The 14,288-nt window shown below is 35.9% G+C and carries 17 protein-coding genes and 1 riboswitch; of the genes, 13 read left to right on the top strand and 4 right to left on the bottom strand.

Annotation, left to right across the window (positions count from 1 at the left end):
- Positions 1-40: 40 nt before the first annotated feature.
- The 7 genes from ACQCPR_RS13270 to ACQCPR_RS13240 all read left to right on the top strand — a co-directional run bounded on the left by ACQCPR_RS13270 (position 41) and on the right by ACQCPR_RS13240 (position 7,311).
- The gene (locus ACQCPR_RS13270) at positions 41-892 is read left to right on the top strand and encodes a DUF72 domain-containing protein (protein ID WP_427137197.1); all 852 of its coding nucleotides are present in this window, start codon (positions 41-43) and stop codon (positions 890-892) included.
- A complete protein-coding gene (locus ACQCPR_RS13265; protein ID WP_427137196.1) occupies positions 893-1,711 on the top strand; it encodes a sulfite exporter TauE/SafE family protein in 819 nt (272 codons plus the stop codon). It begins immediately after the preceding gene.
- Between the two features lie 141 nt (positions 1,712-1,852).
- Positions 1,853-3,226: a bifunctional metallophosphatase/5'-nucleotidase gene (locus ACQCPR_RS13260; RefSeq protein ID WP_427137195.1), complete on the top strand. Its 1,374-nt coding sequence runs from the start codon at positions 1,853-1,855 to the stop codon at positions 3,224-3,226.
- A gap of 42 nt (positions 3,227-3,268) precedes the next feature.
- Positions 3,269-4,039: a sporulation protein YunB gene (gene yunB, locus ACQCPR_RS13255; protein ID WP_090567093.1), complete on the top strand. Its 771-nt coding sequence runs from the start codon at positions 3,269-3,271 to the stop codon at positions 4,037-4,039.
- Positions 4,040-4,087: 48 nt separating this feature from the next.
- Positions 4,088-4,270: riboswitch (Lysine riboswitch) on the top strand.
- Between the two features lie 80 nt (positions 4,271-4,350).
- Positions 4,351-5,910, top strand: a complete 1,560-nt coding sequence (locus ACQCPR_RS13250) for a Na+/H+ antiporter NhaC family protein (RefSeq protein WP_427137194.1) — start codon at positions 4,351-4,353, stop codon at positions 5,908-5,910.
- A gap of 109 nt (positions 5,911-6,019) precedes the next feature.
- Entirely contained in the window at positions 6,020-6,955 is a 936-nt protein-coding gene (gene lipA, locus ACQCPR_RS13245; protein WP_093494905.1) for a lipoyl synthase, read from the top strand.
- 14 nt (positions 6,956-6,969) lie between these two features.
- Positions 6,970-7,311, top strand: a complete 342-nt coding sequence (locus tag ACQCPR_RS13240) for a YutD family protein (RefSeq protein ID WP_340930217.1) — start codon at positions 6,970-6,972, stop codon at positions 7,309-7,311.
- Positions 7,312-7,526: 215 nt separating this feature from the next.
- Here the strand turns inward: ACQCPR_RS13240 and ACQCPR_RS13235 are convergent, their stop codons facing one another.
- Positions 7,527-7,793, bottom strand: a complete 267-nt coding sequence (locus tag ACQCPR_RS13235; RefSeq protein ID WP_090567105.1) for a DUF3055 domain-containing protein — start codon at positions 7,791-7,793, stop codon at positions 7,527-7,529.
- An 84-nt stretch (positions 7,794-7,877) separates the two neighbouring features.
- On the opposite strand from ACQCPR_RS13235, the gene ACQCPR_RS13230 reads away from it, so the two are divergent.
- Both ACQCPR_RS13230 and ACQCPR_RS13225 read left to right on the top strand, forming a co-directional pair.
- Complete coding sequence (locus ACQCPR_RS13230; RefSeq protein WP_427137193.1) at positions 7,878-8,339, top strand: DUF86 domain-containing protein; 462 nt, start codon at positions 7,878-7,880, stop codon at positions 8,337-8,339.
- The gene (locus tag ACQCPR_RS13225) at positions 8,326-9,090 is read left to right on the top strand and encodes a TIGR01457 family HAD-type hydrolase (RefSeq protein WP_427137192.1); all 765 of its coding nucleotides are present in this window, start codon (positions 8,326-8,328) and stop codon (positions 9,088-9,090) included. Before ACQCPR_RS13230 ends, ACQCPR_RS13225 begins: the two co-directional genes overlap by 14 nt.
- A gap of 28 nt (positions 9,091-9,118) precedes the next feature.
- Here the strand turns inward: ACQCPR_RS13225 and ACQCPR_RS13220 are convergent, their stop codons facing one another.
- Positions 9,119-9,355: a YuzB family protein gene (locus tag ACQCPR_RS13220; RefSeq protein WP_090567114.1), complete on the bottom strand. Its 237-nt coding sequence runs from the start codon at positions 9,353-9,355 to the stop codon at positions 9,119-9,121.
- A 127-nt stretch (positions 9,356-9,482) separates the two neighbouring features.
- Here ACQCPR_RS13220 and ACQCPR_RS13215 point away from each other — a divergent pair, with 127 nt between their 5' ends.
- Positions 9,483-10,550 carry an NAD(P)/FAD-dependent oxidoreductase gene (locus ACQCPR_RS13215; protein ID WP_090567116.1) on the top strand — a complete coding sequence of 356 codons (1,068 nt, stop codon included), beginning with the start codon at positions 9,483-9,485 and terminating at the stop codon, positions 10,548-10,550.
- Between the two features lie 301 nt (positions 10,551-10,851).
- Here ACQCPR_RS13215 and ACQCPR_RS13210 read toward each other — a convergent pair whose 3' ends face one another.
- A complete protein-coding gene (locus ACQCPR_RS13210) occupies positions 10,852-11,175 on the bottom strand; it encodes a YuzD family protein (protein WP_427137191.1) in 324 nt (107 codons plus the stop codon).
- An 82-nt stretch (positions 11,176-11,257) separates the two neighbouring features.
- Here ACQCPR_RS13210 and ACQCPR_RS13205 point away from each other — a divergent pair, with 82 nt between their 5' ends.
- The gene (locus ACQCPR_RS13205) at positions 11,258-11,491 is read left to right on the top strand and encodes a NifU family protein (protein WP_090567122.1); all 234 of its coding nucleotides are present in this window, start codon (positions 11,258-11,260) and stop codon (positions 11,489-11,491) included.
- 19 nt (positions 11,492-11,510) lie between these two features.
- On the opposite strand, the gene ACQCPR_RS13200 is transcribed toward ACQCPR_RS13205, so the two are convergent.
- Positions 11,511-12,203, bottom strand: a complete 693-nt coding sequence (locus ACQCPR_RS13200; protein ID WP_090567125.1) for a DUF2225 domain-containing protein — start codon at positions 12,201-12,203, stop codon at positions 11,511-11,513.
- 146 nt (positions 12,204-12,349) lie between these two features.
- Here ACQCPR_RS13200 and ACQCPR_RS13195 point away from each other — a divergent pair, with 146 nt between their 5' ends.
- Both ACQCPR_RS13195 and ACQCPR_RS13190 read left to right on the top strand, forming a co-directional pair.
- The gene (locus ACQCPR_RS13195; protein WP_090567131.1) at positions 12,350-12,712 is read left to right on the top strand and encodes a HesB/IscA family protein; all 363 of its coding nucleotides are present in this window, start codon (positions 12,350-12,352) and stop codon (positions 12,710-12,712) included.
- Between the two features lie 349 nt (positions 12,713-13,061).
- Positions 13,062-14,273, top strand: a complete 1,212-nt coding sequence (locus ACQCPR_RS13190) for an NAD(P)/FAD-dependent oxidoreductase (RefSeq protein WP_090567135.1) — start codon at positions 13,062-13,064, stop codon at positions 14,271-14,273.
- The last annotated feature ends 15 nt before the right edge of the window (positions 14,274-14,288 follow it).

Below are 14,288 nucleotides of genomic sequence, written 5' to 3'. Positions count from 1 at the left end.
GAATGATATGATATTATTGAATAAATAGCGAGGTGATGAAATGATTCAAATCGGCCTAACTGGTTGGGGAGATCATCCGGACTTGTACGTGTCATCTGGTAAGGAAAGATTACAAGATTATAGTTCACACTTTCCCATTGTGGAATTAGATGCGGCATTTTACGCAATTCAACCAATAAAAAATAGCTTAAAGTGGATTAAAGAAACACCTGATAATTTTCAATTTGTGGTGAAGTGTTATCAGGGAATAACTGGTCATTTGCGTGGAGATTTTCCTTTTAGTTCGCTCGAGGAAATGTTTGAATTGTATCGACAGTCGATTTTGCCATTTAAAGAAGCAGGGAAATTATCGATGATACTTGCTCAATTTCCACCTTGGTTCCAATGCAATAAGGAAAGCGTACAATATATACGAAAAGTTAGAGAAGAGTTAAAGGATTTCGATGTGGTTGTTGAGTTTCGACATCAATCCTGGTATGCTCCTGAATACAAAGCTTCCACACTCCAGTTTTTGAGGGAGAATCATCTTCATCATAGTGTTTGCGATGAACCACAGGCTGGTGAAGGAAGTATACCTTTAGTTCCTATTGCAACAACAAACCAGGTACTCGTAAGACTGCATGGCAGAAATACATACGGATGGGTGAATCCAGGCAATAACGTGAAGTGGAGAGAAGTAAGGTACTTATATGATTATAATAATGAAGAACTTTCTTCTATTAAAAATGTTTGTGAGGATTTAGAGAAACAAGCAACTGAGGTTATTGTCTTATTTAATAATAACTCTGGTGGCCATGCGGCAAGCAATGCAAAAACATTCCAGCACATGCTAGGAATAGATTTTGAAGGGCTTGCTCCAAAACAATTAGATTTATTTGAAGGAGATTTTTAAATGGAATGGCTTATACTAGCGGTTAGTGGTCTTTTCTCAGGAATTGTCGGAGCATTGGTTGGTCTTGGTGGGGGGGTTATTCTAGTACCTGCTACACTGTTTTTTGGAGCGACTCTTGGCTTGATACCAAATATTACACCTCAGAGTGTTGTGGGTTTATCTGTTATTATGATGATATTCACAGGATTGTCCTCTACACTATCTTATATGAAGAACAAAACGGTCGACTTTAGAAGTGGGTTTATTTTCTTTATCGGTAGTATTCCTGGAACTATATTAGGAGCATTTGTGAACAAGGGGTTGGATTTACCTTCTTTTAACTTATATTTTGGTATTTTACTTGTTATATTATCCACTTTGTTATTAGTTCGAGATCGTTTAAAGCCAGTTCGATGGTTTGTGGAAAATGGGAAAAAGAAAACCTTTAATGATGGAAATAAATCATATGTTTACGGATATCCAATTTGGTTTGCATTATTATTAACTTTTGGTGTTGGATTTGCATCAGGTCTATTTGGTATAGGCGGAGGTTCTATTATCGTACCAGCAATGATTTTATTGTTCCTATTCCCCCCACATGTAGCAGTTGGTACGTCTATGTTTATGGTGTTCTTATCAGCTATGGTAAACTCTGTTACGCATATTTCATTAGGCAATGTACCTTGGCTGTATACTATTCCAGTAATTCCTGCTGCATATATTGGAGCAAAAATAGGAGCAAAGCTAAACAAAAAGTTGAATTCTGATACACTTGTTTTGGCTTTACGTATTGTTCTTCTATTATTAGGTATACGTTCCATTTTAGATGGACTACTTTAACTTTATTCATCTCACTTCTATAAGTAATGAGATGTATGCTAAGTATATACAAGTCACAGTGATGGTTCACAAACTAATGGGAGCTCAATAAAAATCTGGACGCAAATATGCCAATTCTTATTTGATTAAGGTGGGTGAAGAATGAGAGAGACGATTTATATATACCATACAAATGACTTGCATAGTCATCTAGAAAATTGGCCAGTTATTCATCAATTTCTCACTGATAGACGGAAAAACCATAGTTCAGAAACTTCCTGCTTAACGTTAGATATTGGGGATCATTTGGATCGGTCTAATATATTTACAGAAGGTACTCTTGGTAAGGGAAATGTACAACTGTTAAATGACGCTCAATATGATTATGTAACAATTGGAAACAACGAGGGAATCACCTTAAGTCATAATGACTTGGAAGCGTTATACATAGATGCTAATTTTGAAGTTATCGTATCCAATTTTACTGATTTGGAAGGGAATATTCCTACATGGGTATTACCATATAAAATACATGTGACACCAACAGGCATTAAAATAGGAATTGTAGCGGCAACCGCAGATTATGGCATTTATTATGAAAAATTAGGTTGGCATGTTCAAGATCCGATTCCACGTCTGAAAGAGGTATGTACTATACTTCGTCCACAAGTGGATGTACTTATTTGTATGTCTCACTTAGGAATGTCACAGGATGAAATAATTTCTTTGGAAATTCCACAAGTAGACTTGGTTTTGGGGTCACATACACATCACGCATTTGAAGAAGGTAAGGTAATAGGGAATTCGTTGCAAGCAGCGACAGGTAAATTTGGTATGAATGTTGGACTTGTAACGTTGGAGTTTGATCATGTGAAAAGGGCAATCCAATCTAAGAAAGCGGTATTGATTCGGACAGAAACACTGCCAGTTCCCTCCAACGCAAGTGATAAGCAGTTAGCTTGGGAAAATGAAGGAATAGCTGAAATGTCTAGTATTGCTTTCTACAATCCTTTCAGATTAAAAAAGGAATGGTTTATGGAATCCGATTTATCTCATTTTTTTGGAAAAGCATTACTTTCCTTTACTAGTGCAAACTGTGCTATGTTTCCAGCAGGTATCTTCTTAAAGGATCTTCATCAGGGGCCAATTACTGCAAGGGACTTACACCAATGTTTGCCTCACCCGATTAATCCATGTGTTATTACATTAACTGGAGCAGAGCTACTCGAGGTTATTCGTACGGGAAAAAATGAAAAATGGCCAAAACTTGAAGTAAAGGGGTTAGGGTTCAGAGGGAACTATCTTGGAGCAATCCTATATGAACAGCTTCAAGAGCTGGAAGATGGAACAGTGTTAATCAATGAAAAACCACTTGAATTCGAGAAAACCTATACATTGGCAACTTTAGATATGTTTACTTTCGGTTACTTTTTTCCTTCATTAAAGTTCGCTCCAAAACAATACTTTATGCCTGAAATGATTCGTGATATCGTGAAATGGTATGGACAGCAAGAAAAAAATCAATATAAGTCATGAAAGTCCTCCTCCTTACATATGTAGTAATTAGGAGGATTGTTTTTGTTCTATAGAAAGAAAAAAAAACGACTTGCTTTCTTTACTAATCAGCGTAAAATAGCTATTTTTTTAACTGCTTTCTTGTTATCAGTTGGAGGTCTCATCTATTATATTAATGAGCAGTTGACTACTACCTATCTACAATATGCAGAAGTTCAAACGAATAAAATAGCATCTATGGTAATCAATAAAGCGATTAACTCAAGAATTTCCAATACGCTCGATGTAAATGACATAATCGAAGAAGTTCCTTCAGATAGTACCACAATGGTAACTACACGATTTAATACAGAAATAATTAATCGTGTATTGGCTGATACAAATCAATTAGTTCAGGCCCATTTGGAGCAGGCTGAGCAGGGGGACTTTTCAAGCCTACCTTACTTAGATGACATCGAGTACGATAAACAAACGATGGAGGATCAAGGTGGAGTCGTATTTTTCGTGCCAATGGGGCAAGCGACGAATATTCCCCTTATCGGTAATTTAGGCCCGAAAATTCCAATACGTTTTCACGTCATCGGTAATGTACAATCAAATGTAGTACCTTCAATCACCAAATTTGGTATTAACAATGCGTATGTAGAAGTCAATATTCACATTAAAGTAAATGTACAAATAATCGTTCCTCTAGCAAGTAAAATGAGTACAGTTGAACAGAGTATACCTGTTGCAATGGGGATTGTACAAGGCCAGGTTCCTTATATATACACAGGTGGCGATGGTGATGCAGCTCCATCAATAGAAGTTCCACTACCATTACCAGAAAAATAAAAAACCTTAAAATTATAGTATTTACTGATATACTAGTGGAAATGAATAAGAATAGGTAGAGGCCGCATGACTTAAGAGTAGTTTACAGGAGAATGACAACTGTGATTGTAAACGGAAGGAAGTTATGCCGAAATTAGATGCTGATCGTCGAGACAAATCTAGTTGGGGTTATTTTGAACAAAAATAACACTGTCATTTATACACCAGTATAAATGGAGAGCTACAGAGTATAAAATTTATGCTTAAAATTTTAACTAAAAGCCAACCTATATATACATTAGGTTGGCTTTTTATATTTAGGAGGATTTGTTTTGGAAAATACGATATTTTCGATTTTACCGCCATTACTAGCGATTGTAATGGTGCTTGTTACGAAGAGAGTTTTGCTATCATTAGGGGCCGGAATCGTTTCGGCAGCTTTATTAGTAGAAAGCTTTTCGCCAATTGACTCATTAAACATTCTTTGGGATTCCTTTATCACATCGTTTTGGGAAAATGGATTAAATGTGTACAATATCTTTATATTATCTTTCATATTGATGCTAGGCGTAATTACCGCCATTGTCAGCTTATCTGGTGGAAGTACCGCCTTTGCAGCATGGGCTGTTAAACGTATTAAAACAAATCGTGGATCTAAGCTATTAACAGTCTTCTTAGGAATTATTATTTTTGTAGATGATTATTTTAATGCACTTGCTGTTGGACAGATTGCACGTCCAATTACAGATTCTCATCGAGTATCACGTGCAAAGTTAGCTTATTTTATAGACTCTACATCAGCACCAGTTTGTGTAGTTTCTCCAGTTTCTAGCTGGGGAGCATTTCTAATAAGTCAGTTAGGTGTTATTTTCGCTACTTATGCAGTAACAGACTATACACCACTTCAGGCATTTCTGATAATGGCCCCGATGAATTTCTATGTTATTGCTGCTCTTGCAATGGTATTTTTTATAGCATGGACAGACAATGACTTAGGTGAGATGAAAAAACATGAAAAACGTGCAAAAGAAACAGGAGTGCTTTTTGATCCAAATAAATCTAATCCAGGTGATTTACAAGGTAATTTCCCGGAAAATAATTATGGAAAAGTGAATGATTTAATTTTACCGATTGTATCATTAATAGCTGTTACACTAGCTTCAATGTTTTGGACAGGGTACCAGGCTTCAGGAAAAGTGATGAACTTATTTGTTATTTTTGAGAACACAGATGTACCACTTTCTTTATTTGTAGGTGGAATTGTATCGAGTATATTAGCAATACTATTATACACTCGTCAATTCAAACAAAATCCAGAAGCGAATGTTGGATTGCTAGGGAAAGCAGTTATTTCTGGTATTAATTCAATGTTACCGGCTATTGGTATTTTAATATTTGCTTGGGCCCTTTCATTTTTAATTAATGCACTGGGAACTGGTGAGTTTTTAGCTAAAATCGTTACAGAAAATAATATTCCAGTAGGGATAGTCCCATTCTTATTATTTGTTTTAACAGCTTTTATGGCTTTCGCAACTGGTTCATCATGGGGATCATTTGGGATTTTACTGCCAATAGGTGCAAGCATCATTATGGTAGTAGAGCCAGAATTACTACTTCCTGTTTTAGCAGCAGTTTTAGCAGGTGCAGTTTTTGGAGACCATTGTTCGCCTATTTCTGATACAACTATTATGTCTGCAACTGGTGCAGGCGTTAACGTAATTGACCATGTAATGACCCAATTACCTTATGCGATTGTTAGTGCAGTCATTGCTGCAATTGGATATTTAGTACTAGGTCTTACTGGTTCCGTTATCTTCGGATTTATAACGGTAGTCATCATCCTTATCTTATTTTTCTCTATATGGAGTCTCAAAAGTAAAAGAGTAGTTTAGCTAATTTTAAAATTGGAAGTCTCTGTTATTTGTATGGTTGTTTGCAATTAAATAATATGTTACATTGACAACAGTGTAGTTAGTTTATTTAGAATGGGGTCGAGATGAAATGACATCGTGTAAACCAACGAAAACAGAGTACCAAAGAAAACCAGAGTGGCTAAAAATCAAGTTAAATACGAATGATGAATACAAAGGTCTTAAAAAGTTAATGCGTGAAAATAATCTAAATACAGTATGTGAGGAAGCAAAATGTCCAAATATACATGAGTGTTGGGGTTCACGTAGAACTGCTACATTTATGATTTTAGGAGCTATTTGTACACGTGCATGCCGTTTTTGTGCAGTGAAAACCGGACTACCTAATGAGTTGGATTTGGCAGAACCAGAAAGAGTTGCTGATTCGGTTGTTATTATGAATCTAAAACATGTTGTTGTTACAGCAGTTGCTCGAGATGATTTAAAAGATGGTGGATCTGAGGTTTTTGCTGAAACTATCCGTGCGATTCGACGAAAAAATCCTTTCACTTCAATAGAAGTTTTACCTTCTGATATGGGTGGGATTGAGCAGAATATCCGTAATATTATGGATGCAAAACCAGATATTCTTAACCATAATATTGAAACGGTTCGTAGACTTACTCCAAGAGTTCGTGCAAGAGCAAAATACGATCGTTCCCTTGAATTACTGCGTCGAGCAAAAGAAATGCAACCAAGTATTCCGACAAAATCATCGTTAATGCTAGGTTTAGGGGAAACACATGAAGAGATAATAGAAGTGATGGATGACCTTCGTGCTAACAACGTAGATATAATGACGATAGGTCAATACTTACAACCTAGCAAAAAGCATTTACCAGTTCTTAAATACTATACCCCAGCCGAATTTGGAGAATTGCGCAAAATTGCCATGAGCAAAGGATTCTCACATTGTGAAGCTGGTCCACTTGTTAGAAGTAGTTATCACGCAGATGAACAGGTTAACGCTGCGGCTAAGCAAAGACAATTGCAAGGTGAGGAACTTCTAGCTACTCCAAATAGCTAATGGATGGTGATTAAATGATAGTTGCAGAAGGCTTTACTTATGAGATTATAGAAGATTTTCGTGAGGCATTTAAAGAAGAAGCCTTTTTAGATCGTTATAGTGAAATATTAACTAAATACGATTATATTATGGGCGATTGGGGTTATGGTCAGCTTCGTCTTAAAGGTTTTTTTGAGGATCGTAGTCACAAAGCTACATTTGATACGAAAATAGGGACGATGAAAGATTATTTATATGAATACTGTAATTTTGGCTGTGCCTATTTTGTCGTGAAGAAAATAGGAGTAGCACCAAAAGTAGTTTCTGTAGAAGCAATAAAAGAAGTAAACGAAAACCTTGAGCAAGATCAATTATGATCTGCTTAAGGTTTTTTTGTTGTTGGAAGATGTATGGGCGCTTATCTCACATTTATGGGCTATAGCACGAGGCTAAAGGGCCGATATTGCAATTTATGGGCTATCAGCTATTAGCTGATAATTACAAGCTAAGACATAGTTTAAGGGCTTTTTGGGTGTTTTTTAGGGCTATCTGCGAGGCCAAAGTGTAAGGAAACACAAATAGTCTCTTTATTTTAACTTAATAACTCGCGCAAATAATCTCTTAATTCTAGGGCTTCTTCTTCTGATCTATTAAATACATGCTCTAGATAGCCTGGTTCGTCCACATCATCGGGACCGATTATAGCTGCCCGTCCATATTGTATGTCCATCACAAGTACTTTTCCAAAAAAACGAGAGCTTTGGGAAATAGCTAAATCATATCTTTGGGATTCCCCTGTAAAACCTACAAATCGTGTTTTTGTATCCTCTACATCATCGTACAAATAAAATCGTTCCACTAGTGACACTCCTTCCTACCATAGAATTATGGTACTATAGAATAGGAGTATATATCAACTGAGCAACTATTAGGAGGCTTTTCAATGTATTTTGTAGATAGAAAAAAAATTGCTTTAACATTGGCACATATGAACCAGTTGTTAAACATTATAGAGACAAAAAAAGATTGGCAAGCGGATGAAGTATCCAAATTAGCGTTCGAGCGGATTGGTCAAAATATTATTGAATCTGTTATCGATGTAGGTAATTCGATGATCGACGGGTTTATTATGCGTGATCCAGGTGGGTACGATGATATTATCGATATTCTAACAGATGAAAAAGTTATAACAGTTGAAATGGACGGTCCTTTAAAAGAAGTTATAAAATTCAGGAAAATACTTGTTCGTCAATTTTATGCGGTAGATCATAAGAAATTGGAAGAAATTCTGGAAAAAAATTTACAATACTTAAAAGAATTTCCTAAAGCTGTAGAAACATATCTAATAGATGAATTAGGACCAGTTTCAGCTTTTTTACCTGAGGATTCTAATGTTAAATTATAAAGCATATTTTATGGATCTAGATGGGACTGTCTATAGAGGTAAAACTCCAATTCCTGAAGCTGTGGAATTTATACATTATTTACAAAGCAATGAGATCCAGCCTTTTTTTGTTACTAATAACTCTTCTATGACGCAAAAGCAGCTGCAAGAAAAATTAGCTATTATGGATATTCATGTAGATATTGAACATATTATTTCATCTTCCATTGCTGCCGCAAATTATATTAGCGAGTATATACCGCACAAAGAAGTTTTTATGATTGGTGAACTTGGATTAGAAGATGCGCTTAAATCGAGAGGTATTTCCATTACTACAGGTATGGCAGATGTTGTCGTTCTTGGAATTGATCGTGACATTAATTATGAAAAGTTAGCTACTGCCTGTCTTTCAGTAAGAGCTGGAGCAGCGTTTCTATCAACAAATAGTGATCATGCTTTCCCTACAGAAATAGGGTTTTTGCCAGGTAATGGGGCTTTTACAAAGTTAGTGGAGTATACTACTGGAGTCGAGCCTTTATATATGGGGAAACCTCAGTCATTTATGTTAGAGTTCATACAAAAACAGTATGGCTTTAACAAAGAAGAGATGGTTATGATCGGAGATAATTATCAAACAGATATTTTAACTGGAATTCATATGGGGATTGATACAGTGCACGTGAATAGTGGAGTAAATAGTACAGCAGAAGTAAAGCTTCAAAAGGAGCAACCTACCTACTATTTGGAATCATTGAGTGAATGGACAAAATAAAAAGACTGTAGCACAAAGCCTCAGTCTTTTAAAATAGAGGATTGTCCTCTATATATTGATAAATGTTTGCAACAAGTTCGCTTGGGGTATTTGCTTCTACAACCTCTCCATTAACAATGGCAAATAAAGTTTCAGAACAGAGGGAGCAATAACTCAAGCAACCATACTCTAACACATCTAAATTAGAGTCCTGTTCTAATATGTCAAAAGCTTCTTGGGACCCGTTTGCAAGGTTGCTTATACAAAATTCAACCATAGGATTCACAGCTGTTCACCTCACTACATGGTCATGCTACTCTTTTTTAAAGAAAACGTCAATTAAGATGTTCTATTGTGAAATGTATCACAATCTATTATAATTTGAGATGACATTAAATTTAAGGGAGAATATTATGCGAAAATTAGTATTGTTAGGTGGGGGATATGGAAATATGCGAATATTACTTCGCTTATTACCAAATAATATTCCTGATGATGTAGAAATTACTTTAATAGACAGAACACCATTTCATAGTTTAAAAACTGAATTTTATGCTCTAGCTGCTGGAACATCTCCGGATAGTGGTATTCGAGTAGCCTTCCCAGAAAACGAAAAATTAAAAGTTACCTACGGAGAAATTATAGAAATTGATGTAGAAAGCAAACAAGTCTTACTAGCTGATGGACAAGCGATTTCTTATGATGACTTAGTAATTGGACTTGGATGTGAGGACAAATATCATAACGTACCTGGAGCAGATGAATTTACTTATAGTATTCAAACGATAGGGCGTTCAAGAGATACTTACAATAAAATTGGGGGTCTACCTTCGGGTTCTGTTGTAGGAATTGTGGGAGCAGGACTTAGCGGAATAGAACTTGCAAGTGAACTTCGTGAAAGCCGTCCAGACTTGTCGATCAAGTTATTTGACCGCAGTCCGCGTGTTTTAAGAGACTTCCCAGAAAGATTAAGTAATTATGTACAAAAATGGTTTGATAATAACAATGTAGACGTAGTTAGTAATTCTAACATTACAAAAGTAGAGCCGAACAAATTATACAATCACGAAGAAGTAATTCCTGTAGATGTAGTTGTTTGGACAGCAGGTATTCAACCCGCTGCGCCTGTAAGAGCCCTACCAGGTGAAAAAGATAAAACAGGTCGCGTTATTTTAACACAATATCATGATTTACCAAGCTATCCGAATGTATATGTCGTTGGGGATGCTGCATCTCTACCATTAGCGCCAAGTGCACAGTTAGCGGAAGAACAAGCTGAGCAAATCGTCAAAGTGCTTCAAGCACGCTGGAAAGATGCGCCGCTTCCAGAAAAGATGCCCGAAATCAAACTAAAAGGATTCATGGGCTCTCTAGGGAAAAAACAAGGATTTGCGTACTTGGCAGACATCTCAGTGACTGGACGAATCGCACGTTTGATGAAATCTGGCTTACTTTGGATGTATAAACGTCATAACGGGTAAAAATATAATGTTATTATGTAGGTATCATTATACCTATAGTTTAGGGACCTTCTCTTAATTGAGATGGTCTTTTTTGTTATATGTACTTGTTATAAATCAGAATGAAATATAATCTATATTATTGTATGAAGTAGAGAAACACTTTTAAAAAGTTCGAAACGCTCTATATTGAGCGTTTCGAACTTTTTAGTGCATTAGGAAATAATAAAATCAGTAGCATATGGATAACTGTTCAAAAGTGATTGAATTCTAGGTCCAATCATGTCTAATGTAAAAAGCTGCTAGATAGTTTGTTGTTGAATTATTCCGTATATCCGTATTTCTCAAGTGCAGCATAGACTGGTTTTAATTGAATATAGCCTTCTCCAATCATTTCATCATTAATCATCACAAGTGGATAAAAGAACTCATCGTCGGCAATTCTTTTGGCAATAAGTTGTTGTCGCTCATTCTCAATTGGCTTTTCGATATCGATATAGCTGAAAGTAACTTGGTGATTTGGAAATTTACGGTCGATGGCTGCTTGTAGCCATTCATATGTATCCTTAGAAGATGGTGCATTTACGCAACTTGCGCATACGACATCTGCACCAAAAACTTCTATATTTAAAGATTGAAACGACATAATGGTGACCTCCTTGGAATTCTTTATTGGATTTTTTCCTTCCTTCACATTATAATGATTATAGCGAAAGGAGTCGATAGAAATGACTGATACAATGAATGAACAAGTTCAAGAAGTTTTAGATAAATTGCGTCCATTTTTACTTAGAGATGGTGGAGACTGCGAGCTTGTCGATATTGAAGATGGTATTGTAAAACTACGCCTTCTAGGGGCTTGTGGCAGTTGCCCAAGTTCAACAATTACACTTAAAGCAGGTATTGAGCGTGCACTTCTGGAAGAGGTTCCAGGAGTAGTGGAAGTAGAACAAGTATTTTAAATTATAAAAAAGAAGCCTTTTATAGGGCTTCTTTTTCTTTTTGAGCACGAATCTCTTGCCAACGGTCTTTTGCCATTTCAATAATGGATGGTTCTATGGACGTATTTTGTTTCTCAATTACTTTAGAGAAGTAACGAGTAGCATATTCAATATCACCGATTTTTCTTGATAACTCCGCTATTAAATAGAGCATTCGAGTTTCGGACATTTGTGTGCCATTGTAGTCATCATTTGAATAGGAATCAGCATAACGATCCCGAGCGATTTCCATGAATCGAATTTCGTCTTCTTGCTTACCCTGTATGCGGTATAACCAGGCAATACGGATTGCAAAACCTGCCATAGTTACAAATTTTTCTTTTTTCAGTGTTCCAGAAAGAATTCCTAGTTTATATGCCATAATTCCCTCTTCAATCGTTCGTTCATTGCCAAGCGATCGAGTTGTCCATTTATTGGAAATTTGTTCTTGGATTATTTCCTTTGCCCCAGGCGCAAAATATTTTGTGAAGTCATCTGTAAATGAAAATCCACAATGCTCACAAACAAAAATGTTGTATAACAAAGGGTTTACTTCTTTGTTTTCATATATAGGCTGAAAATCCGAATTGTGAGATACAACTTTTATGAATTTTGAACGAACCTTTGTTGTTTTGAACTTTTGTTTGCAATGTAAGCATTCAATGTCTTTTTGATAATAGGGAGTCAGTTCCATCTTTAGTCCTCTTTTCACTCAACCACGTTATAGTTCTATTATACTTGATAAATGTCTTGAAAGCTAAGTAAATATTCAAGCGGTTTTCCTTGTCTAGATAGTAAAAACATTGATATGATATAAATAAGAAAGGAAAGGTGATTCAGATGACCGAAGTAGTTATTTTATCTGAAGCGGCAGCTTACCGTGTAAAAGAAATGATGGCGCATAACGGAGAAGAAGGCTCTGCCCTTCGTGTTTCAGTAAATGGTGGTGGATGCAGCGGTCTTTCTTATGGAATGGGATTTGAAAAAGAAAAACAGCAAGAAGATATAGAGCTTCATCAGCACGGAATAGATATCGTAGTTTCAACCGAAGATGCCTCGATACTCAATGGAACCACAATCGATTATAAGGAGTCATTAATGGGGGGCGGGTTTACAATTGAAAACCCAAATGCTATTGCTTCTTGTGGTTGTGGAACATCATTTAGAACAGCTAAAAAAGAAGGTACACCTGAAAGCTGTTAATATATGAAAGAACATTTTCTGTTATAGAAAATGTTCTTTTTTTAACGAAAATATATGAAATTCCTGCTGTTATTCAGTGATTATGACTTTAAGAATTAAAAAATATCGCTTATTTTATCTTTATTTTTTGTAAGAATTTGATCAGTTGATTTATAAGTCTATTGAGGCTCAATCACAGTATTTTCAGACCTTTACAATAAAATAACATTGTATTGAAATCATATGAGAAAAGGTCTAATATAGGAAGTAAGAGTTTTTGTCGAACAATAGACAAAGATGAAGAGTTTAATGATGTATATTATGTGTCATAACTTTTCTCAAAAAATATAAAAAGGTGGTTGCGATCTTCGTGAAAAGACCAACAATTCTAGTATTAGGTGCAGGATATGGTGGATTATCTACAGTAGTAAACCTTCAAAAATTAGTAGGTGCAAATGAAGCCGATATTACATTAATCAATAAAAATGATTATCATTACGAATCTACTTGGTTACATGAAGCTTCAGCTGGTACATTACGTCCAGATCAAGTTCGTTATGATGTGAAAAGTGTAATCAATTCTAGTAAAGTAAACTTTGTGAAAGCTACAGTCGATGCTATTGACGTGAATACTAAAAAAGTTACAACTAGTGCTGGTGAGTATACATATGACTACTTAGTTATTGGTCTAGGCTTTGAAGGTGAAACATTCGGTATCCCTGGCTTAGATAAATATGCACTTTCAATTGCTAATGTAAATGCTGCTCGTCAAATTCGTGATCATATTGAATATCAATTTGCAACATGGTCAACAGAAGAAGTACAAGATGATACTCGCCTAACAATCGTAGTAGGTGGAGCTGGATTCTCAGGTATTGAATTCTTAGGTGAATTAGGTAATCGTGTTCCCGAACTTTGTAAAGAATACGATGTACCGAAAGATAAAGTTCGTGTAGTTTGTGTAGAGGCAGCTCCAATGGTATTACCAGGATTTGATCCGGAGTTAGTTGAATATGCAGTAAGACAATTAGAAGCTAAAGGAATTGAATTCTCTATTGGAACTCCAGTAGTTGAGGCAACTCCAGAAGGCGTTAAAATTAAAAAAGGCGAAGAAGAATTCGAATTCATTAAAGCTGGTACTGTAGTATGGGCTGCTGGGGTTCGTGGTAATCGCTTAATCGAATCATCAGGTATTGAGAATATGCGTGCACGTGTTAAAGTAGAAAAAGATATGAGAGCTCCTGGATTCCCAGATGTCTTCATCGTTGGGGATTGTGCTCTAATGATCAATGAAGCTGTTAACCGTCCATACCCACCAACAGCTCAAATTGCAATGCAACAAGCAGTGACTGTCGCAAAAAATATTGTAGCGCTTATGAATGATACTCCGACAGAAGAATTTATACCAAGTTTAAAAGGAACTGTTTGTTCTCTTGGAGAACATGATGCAATTGGAGATGTAATGGGAAGAAAACTTACAGGTACAAAAGCATCAATCATGAAAAAAGTAATCGATAATCGTGCACTTTACATGATCGGCGGAATTCCTCTAGTAGTGAAAAAAGGTAAATTCAGTTTATAATTAGAAGAAACTATT

The organism is Psychrobacillus psychrodurans (assembly GCF_050209195.1).
In the GTDB taxonomy this organism is placed as follows: Bacteria; Bacillota; Bacilli; order Bacillales_A; family Planococcaceae; genus Psychrobacillus; species Psychrobacillus psychrodurans.
This window is presented reverse-complemented; position numbering and strand designations above follow the sequence as displayed.

What these genes read in the sequence shown, in the direction of transcription:
- ACQCPR_RS13270 (WP_427137197.1), top strand. Translation starts at nt 41, where the DNA reads ATGATTCAAATCGGCCTAACTGGTTGGGGAGATCATCCGGACTTGTAC.
- ACQCPR_RS13265 (WP_427137196.1), top strand. Translation starts at nt 893, where the DNA reads ATGGAATGGCTTATACTAGCGGTTAGTGGTCTTTTCTCAGGAATTGTC.
- ACQCPR_RS13260 (WP_427137195.1), top strand. Translation starts at nt 1,853, where the DNA reads ATGAGAGAGACGATTTATATATACCATACAAATGACTTGCATAGTCAT.
- lipA (WP_093494905.1), top strand. Translation starts at nt 6,020, where the DNA reads ATGACATCGTGTAAACCAACGAAAACAGAGTACCAAAGAAAACCAGAG.
- ACQCPR_RS13240 (WP_340930217.1), top strand. Translation starts at nt 6,970, where the DNA reads ATGATAGTTGCAGAAGGCTTTACTTATGAGATTATAGAAGATTTTCGT.
- ACQCPR_RS13230 (WP_427137193.1), top strand. Translation starts at nt 7,878, where the DNA reads ATGTATTTTGTAGATAGAAAAAAAATTGCTTTAACATTGGCACATATG.
- ACQCPR_RS13225 (WP_427137192.1), top strand. Translation starts at nt 8,326, where the DNA reads ATGTTAAATTATAAAGCATATTTTATGGATCTAGATGGGACTGTCTAT.
- ACQCPR_RS13215 (WP_090567116.1), top strand. Translation starts at nt 9,483, where the DNA reads ATGCGAAAATTAGTATTGTTAGGTGGGGGATATGGAAATATGCGAATA.
- ACQCPR_RS13210 (WP_427137191.1), bottom strand. Translation starts at nt 11,175, where the DNA reads ATGTCGTTTCAATCTTTAAATATAGAAGTTTTTGGTGCAGATGTCGTA.
- ACQCPR_RS13205 (WP_090567122.1), top strand. Translation starts at nt 11,258, where the DNA reads ATGACTGATACAATGAATGAACAAGTTCAAGAAGTTTTAGATAAATTG.
- ACQCPR_RS13200 (WP_090567125.1), bottom strand. Translation starts at nt 12,203, where the DNA reads ATGGAACTGACTCCCTATTATCAAAAAGACATTGAATGCTTACATTGC.
- ACQCPR_RS13195 (WP_090567131.1), top strand. Translation starts at nt 12,350, where the DNA reads ATGACCGAAGTAGTTATTTTATCTGAAGCGGCAGCTTACCGTGTAAAA.